Genomic DNA, 15,613 nt, shown 5'->3' with positions numbered 1-15,613 from the left:
TGGAGCGCGCCACTCCAGTGGCGCTCAAGATCAAGATATGAGCGCCACTGGAGTGGCGCGCTCCGATGAGTTTAGAACGGCTCCGTGCCGGCCACGATGACCCGGTGCATCAACCGTCGCTCACCCTCGGGATAGTCGGCGTTGGCCTTGTGCATCGTGCAGCGATTGTCCCAGATCACGATGTCACCCTGGCGCCAGACATGGCGGTACTCGTATTTCGGCTGCGTCGCGTGGGCGATCAGCTCGTCGAGCAGCGCGTCGCTCTCGGCGCGGCCGAGGTCCTCGATCTCTTCCATGCGGTTGGGATTGAGATAGAGCGACCGGCGCCGCGTCTCCGGATGGGTGCGCACCAGCGGATGCGTCGCCTCGGGCATCGCCGCCATCTCCTCGGCCGGCCGTGTCGAGATGCGGCTGAGCTTGCGGCTCGAATGGTACTTGTGGATCACCCGCATCGGATCGATGCGCGCCTTCATCTCGGCGGGCAGGTCCTCGTAGGCAGCGTACATGTTGGTGAACTGCGTGTCGCCGCCGCGCGACGGGACCTCGACGCCGTAGAGCATGGTGAGCGAGCAGGGCGCCCGCATGAAGCTGTCGTCGGTGTGCCAGTTGGCGCCGTTCACGATTTTCTTGCCGTCGCCCAGCACGTCGCGGTCCTCGCTCGAGATGATGTTCACCTCGGCGCATTCCGGTGTGCGGGCGAGCTGCAAGCGCTGCATCGGCGTTCCGAACTTCGACATGGCGTTGAGGAAGGCCGGCGGCGCCAGGTGCTGGTCGCGGATGCAGATCACGAGATTGTCGTGCAGCACGCCGGTCAGCGCCGCCTGCGTCGCCGCATCGGCCGGCTTGTTGAGGTCGATGCCGCGAACGGCCGCGGCCATGTGAGTGCCGAGTTTCTCGGTCTGGAAATTCATGGCGTTGCTCCCGGGATGCGGGATAACGTGCGCGCCGATCCGATGAATCTCAAGGGGGACCGCCATGAAGATCGCCTATTCCGCTGCAAGTCCGTATGTCCGTAAAGTGATGGCTTGCGCCATCGCGCGCGGGCTCAACGACAAGATCGAACGCTGGAAGATCGGCACGACCGATCCCGCACTGCTGCCGGTCAATCCGCTGTCCAAGGTACCGACCCTGATCACCGACGAGGGCACGTCGATCTACGACAGTCCGGTGATCTGCGAGTATCTCGACAGCATCGGCAGTGCGCCCAAGCTGTTCCCGCCGGCCGGTCCGGCGCGCTGGACGGCGCTGACGCAGGAAGCGTTGGGCGATGGTATCCTCGACGCGACGCAGCCGCGCCGCCGCGAGATCGCGTTGCCGCAGGACGAGGGCCGTCAGAGCTACATCGCGCTCCAGCAGGGCAAGGTCACGCGTTCGCTCGACGAGCTGGAGAAGCAGGCCGATTCGCTGGGCGACCTGACCACGATCGGCGAGATCACCATTGGCTGCGCGCTGGGCTATCTCGACTTCCGCTACGCCAACGAGCCGTGGCGTCCGGGTCACCCGAAGCTCTCGGCCTGGTACGACAAGGTCGTGAAGCTGCCGCCCCTTGCCGAGACGATGCCCGTGGGGTGATTGTCCCCTCCGGAAGAGGGATGCAATGCCGGCACGGACGGGTGAACAATTCCTGAAGGGGCTTCGCGGCCCCCGCGAGGTCTGGGTCGACGGCGAGAAGATCGCCGACGTCGTCGACCACCCCAAGCTCAGCGGCGCGGCCCATGCGCTGGCGGAGGTCTACGATCTCCACCACGCACAGGCCGCGACCTGCCTGGCGCCGGATCCGGAGACCGGTGAGGCGATTCCGGTCAGCCACTTGATCCCACGCTCGCGGGAAGACCTGAAGCGGCGTCACGCGGCGCTGCGACAGGTGGCGGAATATTCGGTCGGCCTGATGGGCCGCACGCCCGACTACATGAACGTGACCTATGCCGGTTTCGCCGGCCGGCCCGATGAATGGGGCGCGCACGGCAACGAGGCCGGCGCCGAGCGGCTGGTCGCCTATCAGAAGTTCCTGCGGCGCGGCGACGTGGCGCTCACCCACACCGTTGTCCAGCCGACCGTCGACAAGGCGATGGGCGACGTGCCCAAGGCCGGCAACGAACAGGCGTTGCACAAGGTCGGCGACACCGAACACGGCATCGTCGTGCGCGGCTCGAGAGTGCTGGCGACGCTGGCGCCGTTCGCCGACGAGATCGCAGTCTATCCCAGCATGCCGCTGCCCCAGGGTGCCGACGACTATGCGCTCTCCTTCTGCATCCCCGTCGGCACGCCGGGCCTGAAATTCCTCTGTCGCGATTCGGTGTCGGCGCCGGACAACCGGTTCGACTTCCCGCTGTCGGGCCGCTTCGACGAGCAGGATGCCTTCGTGATCTTCGACGATGTCGAGGTGCCGCGCGACCGGCTGTTCATCGACGGCAACCTCGCTTCCTACAACACGGTGATGACGTCGAGCTGGCCGCCCAACATCTTCCAGCAGACGATGATCAGGGCCTGGACGAAGCTCGACTTCGCCTGGGGGCTGGCGCTGCGCATGGCAGCGTCGATCAACGCCGTCGATCCTGAGACGCAGCGCATGATCGGCGAGATCTGGACCTATGCGGAGTTCACGCGCGCGGCCATCGTCGCCGCCGAGGCCGAGGCGCGCGAATGGCCGTCGGGCCTGTGGACCTGCGACGTCCGTCCGTTGCATGCGTTGCGCAGCACCCTGCCGATCTGGTTCCCGCGGGTGAACGAGATCCTGCGCCTGATCGGCTCGCACAATCTCCTGGCCGCACCCACGGCGGCGCAGCTCGCCGACCCGGACCTGCGGCCGCTGATCGATCGCTACCTGCCGGGCGCCAAGGGCATGGCGGCGGAGGAGCGCATCCGCATCTTCCGGCTGGCCTGGGATTTCGCCGGCAGCGCACTGGCCAGCCGCAACGAGCAGTACGAGCGCTTCTACCTTGCATCGTCGGCACGCAACCTGGCACGCCACCTGCAGTTCACCGACCGCAGTCGCGCCGACCGGCTTGTGCGGCGCTTCCTGGACGAGGAGTATCGGTAGGGATAGCGAGGAGGGGCCGATGAGCGATATCGACACCAAGCCGCAGGCGATCGAGCGGACCAAGACCAAGCAGCCGCCGCTCTACAAGGTGATCCTGCTCAACGACGACTACACGCCGCGTGAATTCGTGGTTGTCGTGCTCAAGGCGGTGTTCCGCATGACCGAGGAGCAGTCCTATCGCGTCATGATGACGGCCCATCAGCGCGGCGCCTGTGTCGTCGCGACCTACACGCGCGACATCGCCGAATCCAAGGCGACCGAGGCCAACGATATGGGCCGCAGCGCCGGCCACCCGCTCGAGTTCAGCACCGAGCCGGAAGAATAGGGCAACCGCCGCCGATTGCCCCCGTTGCGGGGCATGGCGAAGCGATCGCAGGTCCATATCGGCGTGTCGGGATGGCGCTACAAGCCCTGGCGCGGGCAGTTCTATCCGGAAGGCCTGTCGCAGAAGGACGAGCTTGCGCATCTCGCCTCGGTCTTCCCGACGGTCGAGATCAACGGCACCTTTTACAGCATGCAGACGCCCGACGCGTTTGCACGCTGGGCCGACGAGACGCCTGAAGGTTTCGTCTTCGCGGTGAAGGGGCCGCGCTTTCTCACGCACATGAAGCGACTGCGCGATCCCGAGGCGCCCTTGGCCAACTTCATGGCATCGGGCCTGTTGCGCCTCGGTCCCAAGCTTGGGCCCATCCTTTGGCAGCTCCCGCCGAACTTCCGGTTCGATGCGGAGCGTCTCGAAGCCTTCTTCGAGGTGCTGCCGCGCAACACGCAGCAGGCGGCGCGTCTTGGCCGCCACCATGACGACCGGCTCAAGGCAAAGGCCTGGCTGCGTGTCGAGAGCCAGCAGCCGATTCGGCATGCCATCGAGATCCGGCACGAGAGCTTCCGTGATCCGGCCTTCATTGCCTTGCTGCGAAAGCACAAGGTCGCCCTGGTTTGTGCCGACACCGTCAAATGGCCGCTGCTCATGGATCTCACGGCGGACTTCGTCTACTGCCGGCTGCACGGCTCGAAGGAGCTTTATCGCAGCGCCTACAGCGCCAAGGAATTGTCGAGCTGGGCCAAGCGCATCGAGGCCTGGCGCGACGGCGAGCCGATGACCGATGGCACGTTCGCGGGGCCGCCGCTGAAGCGACATTCCAGGCGCGACGTCTATGTCTACTTCGACAATACCGACAAGCTTCATGCGCCGCAGGATGCGCAGACGCTGATGAAGCGGCTGGAGCGCTAGCGATGGCGCGCGCTGCCGCAGAATTGAAGAGTGTGGCCGGGGCGGCGAGGGGCTGCACGCGCTGCCCGCTCTACCGCAACGCCACGCAGACCGTGTTCGGCGAAGGGCCTGCCCGCGCGAAGCTCATGCTGGTGGGCGAGCAGCCGGGCGACCAGGAGGACCTGGCGGGCCGGCCGTTCGTCGGCCCGGCCGGCAAGCTGCTGGACCGGGCGCTGGCCGAGGCGGGCATCGATCGCGGCAAGGTCTATCTCTCGAACGTGGTGAAGCACTTCAAGAACGAGCCGCGCGGCAAGAAGCGGCTGCACAAGCGGCCGAATCGCTACGAGACGGAGGTCTGCAAGGTCTGGATCGACAAGGAGATCTCCCTGGTGCGGCCGGTGCTGATCCTGGCGCTGGGCGTCACCGCGGCACAGAGCCTGACCGGGCGCCGGACGATCGTGCTTTCGCGCGAGCGCGGCCGGCCGATCGAACTGCCGGGCGGGCATCGCGGCATGGTGACGACGCACCCCTCGGCTATCCTGCGCATGCCCGACGAGACGGCGCACCGGGCAGGATTCGCGGGACTGGTGCGGGATCTGAAGGCGGCGGCGAAGCTGGCCGGATAATGATACAATCACCAAGCCCTTGCGATCATTGACGAATTCCGGTTTTCCGGGCAGAAGGGCCGGCCAAAGTTGGATGGAAAATCAATGGGTTGACGGAAACGTCTCCGATCCGTATTTTCCGCCCGCTTTCGGAATTCACCCCGGCTCGGCCGGGGCTTTTTGTTGAGTTAGGGCCATGAAGATCCGTCATTCTCTCAAGTCGGTGAAGCTCCGTCACAAGGACTGCCGCATCGTGCGCCGCAAGGGCCGCGTCTACGTGATCAACAAGACCAACCCGCGCTTCAAGGCCCGCCAGGGCTGAAGACGGCGTCAGCGTCTTAGCGAACAAAGCGGCGGAGGCTTCGGCTTCCGCCGCTTTTTCATTTGGCGTATGAGCGAAGCATGGAGATGCCGCCGCTCGATCCCGCCATTCTCGCCCGCCGGTCGGAGATCGTCGCCGCGCTGCGTGCCATCGTTCCCGGCGAGGGCGTGATCGACGACCTCGACGGCATGCGCCCCTTCGAATGCGATGCGCTGTCGGCCTACCGGCAGATGCCGCTGGTCGTGGTGCTGCCCGAGACGGTGGCCCAGGTCGCCGCCATCCTGCGCTACTGCCAGGACCACAAGGTGAAGGTCGTGCCGCGCGGCGGCGGGACCTCGCTGTCCGGCGGCTCGATGCCGGTGGGCGACGCGATCCTGCTGGCCATGGGCAAGTTCAACCGCGTGCTCGAGATCGACTACGCCAATCGCTGCGCCCGCGTGCAGCCGGGCGTCACCAACCTCGGGGTCACCAAGGCGGTCGAGCACGAAGGCTTCTATTACGCGCCCGATCCCAGCTCGCAGATCGCCTGCTCGATCGGCGGCAACGTCGCGGAGAATTCCGGCGGCGTGCACTGCCTGAAATACGGCCTCACGACCAACAACCTGCTCGGCATCGAGATGGTGCTGATGAACGGCGAGGTCGTGCGGCTGGGCGGCAAGCATCTCGATTCGGAAGGCTATGATCTGCTGGGCCTGATGACCGGCTCGGAGGGACTCTTAGGCGTCGTCACCGAGGTGACGGTGCGGCTCCTGCGTAAGCCTTCGACCGCGCGCGCCGTGCTGCTGGGCTTCCCGACCGAGGCGGGCGCGGCCGACTGCGTCGCCGCCGTCATCGCCTCGGGCATCATCCCCGGCGGCATGGAGATGATGGACAAGGAGGCGACCAAGTGCGCCGAGGCCTATGTCGGCGCGGGCTATCCGCTCGACGCCGAGGGGCTGCTGATCGTCGAACTCGATGGGCCGCCGGTCGAGGTCGACCATCTGGTCGAACGTGTCGCCGAGATCGCGCGCGGCCGCGGCGCCACGACCGTGCGAGTCAGCAACGACGAGCAGGAGCGGGTGCTGTTCTGGGCCGGCCGCAAGGCCGCGTTCCCCGCCGTCGGTCAGATCTCGCCCGATTACATGTGCCTCGACGGCTCGGTGCCGCGCGGAAAACTGGTCGAGGTGCTGGCCGAGATGCGCGTGCTGTCGAAGCAATACGGCTTGCGCGTCGTCAACGTGTTCCATGCCGGCGACGGCAACCTCCATCCGCTGATCCTGTTCGACGCCAACGATCCGGCCGAACTGAAGCGCTGCGAGGAACTGGGCGCCGACATCCTGCGGCTCTGCGTGCGGGTCGGCGGCGTGCTGACCGGCGAGCACGGAGTCGGCATCGAGAAGCGCGACCTGATGGGCGTGCAGTTCACCGAGATCGACCTCGACCAGCAGATGCGCGTGAAATGCGCCTTCGACCCCGACCACCTGCTCAACCCCGGCAAGGTGTTCCCCAAGCTGCGCCGCTGCGCCGAACTCGGCCGCCTGGTCGTGACGCAGAACAACATCCCGTTCCCCGACATTCCGCGGTTTTAAGAGTGCTGCACCTCGCCTTCATAGGAGCGCGCAACTCCAGTTGCGCTCATGCTCATGAAAGAATGCGCAACTGGAGTTGCGCGCTCCCATGACAAGCATAATCAAGCCGCGCGACGCCGAGGAGCTGCGGCAGGCGGTGGAATGGGCGCTGGGCGAGGGCGTGACGCTCGACGTGCGCGGCGAGGGCGGCAAGCTCGCGCTCGGCAAGCCGATGCAGTGCGGCCAGGTGCTCGATCTCTCGGGCATCTCCGGCATCGTCGATTATGCGCCCGAGGAACTGGTCGTCACCCTGCGCGCCGGCACGCCGATGCGTGAGGTCGAGGCGCTGCTGGCCCAGCGCAACCAGATGCTGGCCTTCGAGCCGCCCGATCTCGGCCCGCTGCTCGGGCAGGCGCCGGGACAGGGGACATTGGTCGGTGCGGTGATGGGCAATCTCGCCGGTTCGCGTCGCCTTTCGGCGGGCGCGGCGCGCGATCACCTGCTCGGTTTCAGCGGCGTCAACGGACGCGGCGAGGCCTTCAAGTCGGGCGGCCGGGTGATGAAGAACGTCACCGGCTACGATCTCTCCAAGGTCGTCGCGGGTTCGTGGGGCACGCTGGCGGTGCTCGACGAGGTCTCGGTCAAGGTACTGCCGGCGCCGGACCAGACGGCGACCTTGATGCTGCTGGGCCTCGACGATGCGGCGGCCGTGCGTGCGATGTGCGCGGCGATGGGCAGTCCGCACGAAGTCTCGGGCGCGGCGCACCTGCCGGGCCGGACGGCGCTCCGTCTCGAAGGCGTGGCGCCCTCGGTCGAGGCGCGGCTCAAGGGTCTGCGCGAGCTGATGGCGGATGCAGGTGCTGCGATGGAGGAACTCGGCACGCTGGAGAGCCGGACCTTCTGGCGCGAGGTGCGCGACGTGGCACCGCTGAACGCAGCGCCCGACGTCGTGGTCTGGAAGATCTCCTGCCCGCCGACCGAGGGACCGGCGATCTTGGCGCGCATCAAGGCGCAGCGCGCCGGCGCGCAGGCCTTCTACGACTGGTCGGGTGGCCTGATCTGGCTGGCGCTGCCGCCCACGGCCGACGCCGACCATGCGATCGTTCGCGGCGCCCTCGGTGCCACCGGTGGCCATGCGACCCTGATCCGTGCGCCTGAGGCGGTACGCGCCGCCGTGCCTGTCTTCCAGCCGCAGTCCGCCGCGCTGGTCGCGCTGGCGGCACGGGTAAAGGAAAGCTTCGACCCCAAGGGTCTCTTCAATCCAGGCCGGATGGGCTGACGTGCAAACCAACTTCACCCTGGCCCAGCTTGCCGATCCCGAGAACGAGCGCAGCGAGCGCATCCTGCGCAAGTGCGTGCATTGCGGCTTCTGCACGGCCACCTGCCCGACCTTCGTGCTGCTGGGCGACGAGCGCGACAGTCCGCGCGGTCGCATCTATCTCATCAAGGCGATGCTGGAGGGCGATCGCGCGCCCACGATGCAGGAGGTGCGGCACGTCGATCGCTGCCTGTCGTGCCTCTCCTGCATGACGACCTGCCCCTCGGGCGTGAACTACATGCATCTGGTCGATCACGGCCGGCACCATATCGAGGAGACCTATACGAGGGCGCCGGCCGACCGCTTCATGCGCGGCCTGCTCGCCTGGCTGATGCCGCGGCCGGCGGCGTTCCGCTGGGCCATGGTGCTGGGCCGCCTCGCCAAGCCGCTGGCGCCGCTGCTGCCGGCGACCAGCCCCGATCCGGGCGGCGCCACCTTCCTGCGACGCCTGCGCGCCATGCTCGACGCGGTGCCGGCGCGCCTGAACGGCCCGTCGCCGGTCGACCGGCCGCAGACCTTTCCGGCCAAGGGCCTGCGCCGCAAGCGCGTGGCGCTGATGCCGGGCTGCGGCCAGCAGGTGCTGGCGCCGGAGGTCAACGAGGCCACCGTGCGGCTGCTGACGCGCCACGATGTCGAGGTGGTGAACGTCGCGGGCTCGGGCTGCTGCGGCTCGTCCGTGCTCCATGTCGGCCGCAACGAGCAAGCGATCGCGCTGGCCAAGGCCAACATCACCGCCTGGCTGCGTGAGATCGACGGAGCCGGGCTCGACGCCATCGTGATCAACGCCTCGGGCTGCGGCACGACGGTCAAGGACTACGGCAACATGCTGGCCGACGAGCCGGAATGGCACGAGAAGGCGCTGCAGGTCGCCAAGCTCGCCAAGGATGTGAGCGAGGTCATGGTCGAGATCGGCCTCGTGAACGTCGAGCCCAAGCGGCTGACCGTCGCTTACCATTCCGCCTGCTCGATGCAGCACGGCCAGAAGGTGATCGAACAGCCCAAGAAGCTGCTGCGGGATGCCGGCTTCGTCGTGAAGGACGTGCCCGAGGGCCATCTCTGCTGTGGCTGGGCGGGTACCTACCAGGTGCTGCAGCCCGACCTGTCGCGGCGCCTGCGCGACCGCAAGGTGGCCAACATCGAAAGCGTGAAGCCCGACGTGATCGCGGCCGGCAATTTCGGCTGCATCGGCAACATCGCCTCCGGCACCGGCATACCGATTGCCCATACGGTCGAGCTGCTCGACTGGGCGACGGGTGGTCCAAAGCCGGCCGCGCTCGGATAACCCCGAGGAAGGACCCCGCAGGGAGTGCCATGATCCTTCTTCGCACTTGCCTTGCGGCCTTCCTCGGACTGATGCTCGGGGCCAACGTGCAGGCGCAGAACGCCGGGAGCGGCACCGTGCTCGATACCCTGTTCACCAAGCTGCAGAGCGCCACCGATCCGCTGGCCATCCAGTCGCTGGAGGCGGCGATCTGGGAGCAGTGGATGATGGTCCCGGACATGGGCCAGCGCGCGCTCATGATCCGCGGCGTCGCCGAGATGCAGCAGCAGGAGTTCAAGGCTTCGATCGAAACCTTCACGCGCCTGATCGATGTGGCGCCCGACCTGTCGGAAGCCTGGAACAAGCGGGCGACGGCGCATTGGCTGATGGGCAACTTCCCGGCCTCGCTGGCCGACATCTGCGAGACGGTGAAGCGCGAGCCACGCCACTTCGGGGCCTATTCGGGCCTCGGCATGATCCGCGCGGAGATGGGGGAAAATGCCCGTGCCGTGGCGGCCTTCGAGCTGGCGCGCAAATGGAATCCGCACATCGTGGGAATCGACCGCGAGATCGAGCGCCTGAAGGCGCTGGGCGGCGACGCCGGGCCGGACGTCGATCCTCTGGGTTGCGGGCGGCCCACGACGTAGGCAAAAGTCGCCTCATTCGAATTCGGGAGTGAGTCATGGCCACGTTGTATGTCGGCGGCCGTCTGTTCGACGGCGAAAAGGTGCAAGACGGGCAGGGGGTTCTGGAAGAGGGCGGCCGCATCAAGCGGGTCGCCGCAGCGGGCGAGTTCAAGGGCTTCGCCGGCGAGCGGGTCGACACGTCGGGCGCCACGCTGATTCCCGGCATCATCGACTGCCACGTCCATTCGCTGTCGGGCGCCGAGGGCAATCCCGGCGCCGTGCAGGACCGGCTGAGCGCGGCCCAGCTCACGGTGCGCGGCATGGAATTCATGCGCCAGACGCTGGAAGGCGGCGTCACCGCCGTGCGCGACTGCGGCGGCAAGGACTATATCGAGTTCGCCATTCGCGATGCCTACAATGCCGGCCGCTTCCTGGGCCCGACCATGCGCTGTGCCGGTCGCATGATCTGCATGACCGGCGGTCACGGCAACCGCACTGGCCGCGTGGCCGACGGCGTCGACGAGGTGATCAAGGCGGTGCGCGAGCAGGTTCATGCCGGCTCCGACCTGGTGAAGATCATGGCGACGGGCGGCGTGATGACCGCCGGCGTCAATCCCGAGGATGCGCATTACAGCGCCGAGGAGATGAAGGCCGGCATTTCGGAGGCGCATCGCTTCCACAAATGCTGCGCCAGCCATGCCCAGGGCGCACTCGGCATCCTCAATGCCGTGCGCGGCGGCATCGATTCCATCGAGCACGGCATCTTCATGGACGAGGAATGCTGCCGCGAGATGAAGGAGCGCGGCGTCTGGCTGGTGCCGACCCTGGCCGCCGTGAAGAACATCCTCAAGGGCTACGACGAGGGCGACCGCTCGATCCCCGACTATGTGATCGAGAAGAGCCGCCGCGTGTTCGACCGCCATATCGCGGCGACCAAGATGTACTACTCGGCCGGCGGCCGCATCGCGATGGGCACCGACGCCGGCACGCCGCACAATCGCCATGGCGAGAATGCGCGCGAGCTTGAGTTCATGTGCGACATCGGCATTTCCAGCCGAGATTCGCTGTTCTTCGCGACTGCGAGTGCCGCTGACCTGATGCGGCTGGCCGATCACGGCCGCATCAAGGAAGGCAACGTGGCCGACCTCGTGGTCTGCGACGGCGATGCGCTGGCCGACATCAAGCGCGCGGCCCGAAAGGAAAACCACCGCCTGGTCGTGAAGCGCGGTATTGTCGCCCGCGACAACCGCGCGGCCTTTGTCCAGTCCGCCGCGCGCGTCGCGGCAGAATAGGCCCCAGAGAAAGGCGATCCCGGAGACTTCGTGGAAGAAATCTTCCTCATCCTGATCGGGATCGCCTGGGCCCTCGGCACGCCGCTGATCGCCATCTGGGCGCTGGTCCGTACCTCGGGCCTGCGCGTGCAGAACGAGCGTCTCACGACCGAGATCTTCGTTCTCAAGCGCCAGATCGCTGCAATCGGCGAACAACCGCTTCCGCCGCCTCTCCCGGCAGCCTCGCCCGAAGCAGCCTCGCCTGAGGCGACTCCTCCTGAGGCAGTGCCCTTCGAGGCCGCCGTGCCGCCGCCGCCGGCACCCCCCTTCGTTCCCGAGCCCGAGGCGATCGTCATTGGCGCGGATCTGCCCGCATCCGTGCCGGCTTCGCCGCCACCTCCCGTGGGCCCGACAATCGAGCCGGAGAAGATCGGCTGGGAACAGCGGCTCGGCGCGCGTGCCTTCCTCTGGGTCGGCGCCGTCACCCTGGCTTTGGCGGCGGTCTTCCTCGTCCGTTACTCGATCGAGGAGGGCTACCTCTCGCCCGAGGTGAGGGTCATCCTGGCAGCGCTGTTCGGCTTCGCGCTGATCGCGGGCGCCGAGCGCATGAGGCCGCGCGATGATCGCGTCTCGCAGGCGCTGGCCGCCGCCGGCGTGGCGGCGCTCTATGGCTCATTGCTGTCGGCCGTCGCGCTCCACGGCATGATCTCCAAGGTCGCGGCGAGCGGTGGTGCGGCCGCCCTGACGGCCTTCGCGATCACGCTTTCCCTGCGCCATGGCATTCTCGTGGCGGCACTCGCCTTTGTCGGTGGTTTCCTGAGCCCCGCGATCATCGGCAGCGAGCAGCCCAATACGCCGGTCCTGTTCGGCTACCTGCTGGCCATTGCCGCCGGCACTCTCACGGTCATCAGAGTGCGCGGCTGGTGGGTTCTGGGCTGGGGCGTGCTGGCGGGCTCGGCGCTGTGGACCGTGGTGTGGATGCTGGCCGATCCCGACCTGCCGGAACTGCATTGGGTCGGCATCTTCCTGGTCGCGGTTGCTTGCCTCTTCGTCTGGGCGACGTGGCGGCGCATGCAGGAGAACGAGAACCCGCCGAAGGACGTACTGGCGCTGGTCTGGGCCTCGCTGGCCGTCACCGGCGGATTGCTGGTGATCGCCATCGTCCAGGATGGCGGCGTGCAGACGGCCGGCTGGCTGGCCCTGGCCGCGCACGGGATCGGCATCTTCGCCTTCGCGCGCTGGACGCCGCGCTTCCAGTTTGCCGGAGGCCTCGCACCGGCCTTGTCGCTGGCGGCCCTGGCGCTCTGGTGGTGGGCATCGAGCGGCGTGCCGGCCGAATGGAGCGACGACCGCTTCGGCTGGCTCGTGACGGGCTTCGGTGGCCTCTATACGGCATCGGCTTTTGCGTTGCTGTGGAACGCGCCGCGGCCGGGCTTCTGGGCGGCACTTTCGGTGTCAGCGGCGCTCTCGCACTTCCTGCTCGCCTGGTATGTGCTGCGCGGTACGGCGGTGGGTGGCCTGCCGTGGGGGCTGATCAGCGTCGGGTTGGCCGCACCGTTCCTGGTGGGCGCCGAGCGCCTCACCCGCTGGCGCGAGACGATGCCGGGCGCCACCGAGGCGCTGGGCTTCCTGGCCGCCGGCGTCACTTTCTTTATTGGCGCGGCCATCCCGCTCGAGCTCAATCGCGAATGGATCACCGTCGCCTATGCGGTCGAGCTGGCCGCCGTCGCCGCCATCTCCGCCCAGCTCGGGCTGGTGGCCCTGCGCCGGCTCTGCTGGCCGCTGCTGGTCATCGTGGTCGTGCGCTTCGTCGCGAACCCGGAGATCCTGAGATACCCGATCGGCCTGACGCCGATCCTCAACTGGATGCTCTGGGGCTACGGCATCTCCATCGCCGCCCTGGTCGTGGCGCTGCGCTTCCTGCGGCCGACCGGCGACTGGCGGCTGGTGCGGGGTGTCGAGGCGGCGGCGGCGCTGCTTGCCTTCGTTCTGCTGACCCTCGAAGTGCGCAGCATCTTCCAGCCGACCGCCATGATGACCCCGGACGCGAGCTTCATGGAGCGCGCCTTCTACGTCCTGGTCTGGGGCGCCTTTGCCCTGGCGGCGCTGTGGAAGACACGTTTGGACGGTGATGTCGTCGCCCTATGGGCTTGGCGGGCCAGCGGCGCTCTTGCCGCCGTGGTCGTGCTGTTCCTGCAGGTGCTGGTCGCCAATCCCGTGGTCGAGCCGGCCGATGTCGGTCGGCTGCCGATCCTCAACGGGCTGCTGCTTGCCTATGCGGTTCCTGCAGCCTTGGCCGCCCTGGCACGGCGCTGGGTGGACGGCATCGAAGCCGACCGGCGGCTCGACATCGTGGTGGGTGCCACGGCCTCGATCCTGGCGTTCGCTTATGTCTCCTTCGAGGTGCGTCACCTGTTCGATCCGGGCTTCGAGCGGCGCGGCTTCGAGGCGCACGGCCTGGAGCTCTACGCCTATTCGATCGTCTGGCTGCTGTTCGGCGTGGCGCTGCTGGCCCTGGGCTTCCTGCGGCAAGCGGCGGCGCTGCGGCATGCCGGCATGGCGCTGGTCTGCATCGTGGTCGCCAAGGTCTTCCTGATCGACATGGCGGGGCTGCAGGGCCTGCTGCGGGTCTTCTCTTTCCTGGGACTGGGCGCCGCCCTGATCGGCCTCGGCTACGCCTATCGCCGGCTCGGTTTCGACAGCAAATGACCGGGGCGTTGTTTCCCGAGTTCGGCCTCATCGCTCGTCTATATGCCGCTGGCCCCGGAGACCATCTTGTCGCCAGCCTGTAGGCTGACCTACGCTCTGCTCTGCTCCGGTCAGCCTACGGGCTGGGCAGAACGACCAGACTCTGACTCACGGACTGGCATTGCGGTTGGGGTAGACCACTTTGGTGCGAATGTTCGACTTTTTGCGACGACCTCGATATCGCGGCCACATCGACGCGTTGAGAGATGGGTTCGTACATGGTTGGGCGCACGACGGTGGTCGTCCCCGCGAGCGGCTCTCCATTGAAATCTATAGTGCTGGAATTCTTCTCGGTGTTGTACGCGCCGATAGCTTTCGTTCGGATTTGGCTGTTGCTGGTATCGGCGACGGAAAATTCGCCTTTTCTTTCGCCCTTCCCGCAGAGGCGGGCGACGGCGGTCCCATTGCTGCCCGGGTGGCGAAAACCGAATACTGGCTAACCAGCAGCGACCGTTCTGGCACCGCCAGCTCGCCGAGGCCCGGTCGAGGAGGGAATATCTCGCCCAATTGGGCGTGCGCCCTTACCGGTGACGGCGAGTTCAGGGAAGAAAAGGCCATACTGGGGCATTGCTGGACGCTTCTCGGGATTACTCCAGACCTGAAAAAGGATGGAGACTGGTTTCGCGCGACTCTGGGCGGCCGGTCGATATTCGTGCAAAGATTCAGCGACACGATCAAAGGATTTGAGAATCGCTGTGCCCATCGGTTTTTTCCTTTGCGAACGTCCGACACGGGTAACGGCCCGATCGTTTGTGGCTTTCACCATTGGCACTACAATCGAGACGGCCATGCGGTCGGGATCCCCAATTGTCTGGAACTATTCGGCACCAATCCACGCGACGTCGGCGCCAAATTGGTCGCTTTGGACATTGCCACCTGCGGATCTCTCATCTTTGGTCGCTTTCCAGGAGTGAATACATCGGAAAGCCTTGAGGACTATCTCGGTGAAGGCTTCCCCATCCTCAACGCGATGTGCACGATGCCCGGGCGTCCGCAGCGCTTGAACGGTCAAATTTCCGCCAACTGGAAACTGCCGATGGAAATCACGATGGACGACTACCACACTGTCGCGATCCACCACAGAAAGCACTACGCGAAGAACAGCGAACTTTCGTACTTCCGCTTTGGCTGGCATAGTGCGCACTTCAAGGGCCACAACGACACGCTCGCCTCGATGTCGGTGGCGTGCCGGGAGAATCGCTATCTTCCAAGCGATTACCGCATCTTCAATATCTTTCCCAATCTTGCTGTCTCTATTTTCAGCGCTCGACCTTATTGGTTTTGTTATGTCCAGGTGTTTGCGCCGACATCTCCCAGGCAAACACACCATGTGGGGTGGCTTTTCCAGACAGGATTCCCAGCGAAGGAGCGCGCACTCGATCGCTGGACGCGTCCATTCTCGGACCTGATCCGCGCGCATCTCGTACGATCCTTCACAAAGAAGATCATCGACGAAGATCGCCGAGCCTGCGAGCAGATGCAAACGATCGCCCATCAGTTTGAGGGCTCTCCGATATTCAGCGCGCAAGAGAAGCGTATTGAGTGGTTCGAGGAGGCCTATGAGGTCGCTATGGCGCGAGGCGAAGCGATGGGCGACACTTGCAGATAGGGGAGGCCGCCAAGTCCGTTGTGGGTCAAAGGACTGAACCCCTCAGGCGACATTGT

At 66.4% G+C, this 15,613-nt stretch carries 14 protein-coding genes; 13 read left to right on the top strand and 1 reads right to left on the bottom strand.

All coding sequences use genetic code 11. The annotated features are described in order from the left end of the window. Window positions 1-71: 71 nt before the first annotated feature. On the bottom strand, window positions 72-911 hold the full coding sequence (locus tag AC1ROX_RS30680) for a TauD/TfdA dioxygenase family protein (protein ID WP_493132583.1): 840 nt from the start codon (window positions 909-911) through the stop codon (window positions 72-74). Window positions 912-975: 64 nt separating this feature from the next. Here AC1ROX_RS30680 and AC1ROX_RS30675 point away from each other — a divergent pair, with 64 nt between their 5' ends. From AC1ROX_RS30675 to AC1ROX_RS30615, 13 genes are all read left to right on the top strand, one after another. Continuing rightward, a complete protein-coding gene (locus tag AC1ROX_RS30675) occupies window positions 976-1,572 on the top strand; it encodes a glutathione S-transferase family protein (protein WP_493132581.1) in 597 nt (198 codons plus the stop codon). A gap of 25 nt (window positions 1,573-1,597) precedes the next feature. After that, complete coding sequence (locus AC1ROX_RS30670) at window positions 1,598-3,040, top strand: 4-hydroxyphenylacetate 3-hydroxylase family protein (RefSeq protein WP_493132579.1); 1,443 nt, start codon at window positions 1,598-1,600, stop codon at window positions 3,038-3,040. A gap of 19 nt (window positions 3,041-3,059) precedes the next feature. Beyond that, window positions 3,060-3,365 (top strand): ATP-dependent Clp protease adapter ClpS, encoded by a 306-nt coding sequence (gene clpS / locus AC1ROX_RS30665; protein ID WP_493132577.1) that lies wholly within the window; start codon window positions 3,060-3,062, stop codon window positions 3,363-3,365. A 33-nt stretch (window positions 3,366-3,398) separates the two neighbouring features. Beyond that, a complete protein-coding gene (locus tag AC1ROX_RS30660; protein ID WP_493132575.1) occupies window positions 3,399-4,271 on the top strand; it encodes a DUF72 domain-containing protein in 873 nt (290 codons plus the stop codon). 2 nt (window positions 4,272-4,273) lie between these two features. Beyond that, complete coding sequence (locus AC1ROX_RS30655) at window positions 4,274-4,876, top strand: UdgX family uracil-DNA binding protein (protein WP_493132573.1); 603 nt, start codon at window positions 4,274-4,276, stop codon at window positions 4,874-4,876. A 175-nt stretch (window positions 4,877-5,051) separates the two neighbouring features. Next, entirely contained in the window at window positions 5,052-5,177 is a 126-nt protein-coding gene (gene ykgO, locus AC1ROX_RS30650; protein ID WP_068191747.1) for a type B 50S ribosomal protein L36, read from the top strand. An 80-nt stretch (window positions 5,178-5,257) separates the two neighbouring features. Further along, the gene (locus AC1ROX_RS30645; RefSeq protein WP_493132571.1) at window positions 5,258-6,745 is read left to right on the top strand and encodes an FAD-linked oxidase C-terminal domain-containing protein; all 1,488 of its coding nucleotides are present in this window, start codon (window positions 5,258-5,260) and stop codon (window positions 6,743-6,745) included. Window positions 6,746-6,833: 88 nt separating this feature from the next. Then, the gene (glcE, locus tag AC1ROX_RS30640; RefSeq protein WP_493132569.1) at window positions 6,834-8,003 is read left to right on the top strand and encodes a glycolate oxidase subunit GlcE; all 1,170 of its coding nucleotides are present in this window, start codon (window positions 6,834-6,836) and stop codon (window positions 8,001-8,003) included. A 1-nt stretch (window position 8,004) separates the two neighbouring features. Beyond that, the gene (glcF, locus tag AC1ROX_RS30635; RefSeq protein WP_493132567.1) at window positions 8,005-9,324 is read left to right on the top strand and encodes a glycolate oxidase subunit GlcF; all 1,320 of its coding nucleotides are present in this window, start codon (window positions 8,005-8,007) and stop codon (window positions 9,322-9,324) included. Between the two features lie 29 nt (window positions 9,325-9,353). Next, window positions 9,354-9,950, top strand: coding sequence for a tetratricopeptide repeat protein (locus AC1ROX_RS30630; RefSeq protein WP_493132565.1), 597 nt, complete (start codon window positions 9,354-9,356; stop codon window positions 9,948-9,950). Between the two features lie 35 nt (window positions 9,951-9,985). After that, entirely contained in the window at window positions 9,986-11,221 is a 1,236-nt protein-coding gene (locus AC1ROX_RS30625) for a metal-dependent hydrolase family protein (protein WP_493132563.1), read from the top strand. A gap of 30 nt (window positions 11,222-11,251) precedes the next feature. Then, entirely contained in the window at window positions 11,252-13,909 is a 2,658-nt protein-coding gene (locus AC1ROX_RS30620) for a DUF2339 domain-containing protein (RefSeq protein WP_493132560.1), read from the top strand. Window positions 13,910-14,099: 190 nt separating this feature from the next. Beyond that, a complete protein-coding gene (locus AC1ROX_RS30615) occupies window positions 14,100-15,557 on the top strand; it encodes an aromatic ring-hydroxylating oxygenase subunit alpha (RefSeq protein WP_493132558.1) in 1,458 nt (485 codons plus the stop codon). Window positions 15,558-15,613 lie beyond the last annotated feature (56 nt).

This window comes from Reyranella sp. GW821-FHT14A01 (genome assembly GCF_058803965.1).
Note: the sequence above shows the minus strand (reverse complement) of the source record. Positions and strands in the feature narration are given on the sequence as shown.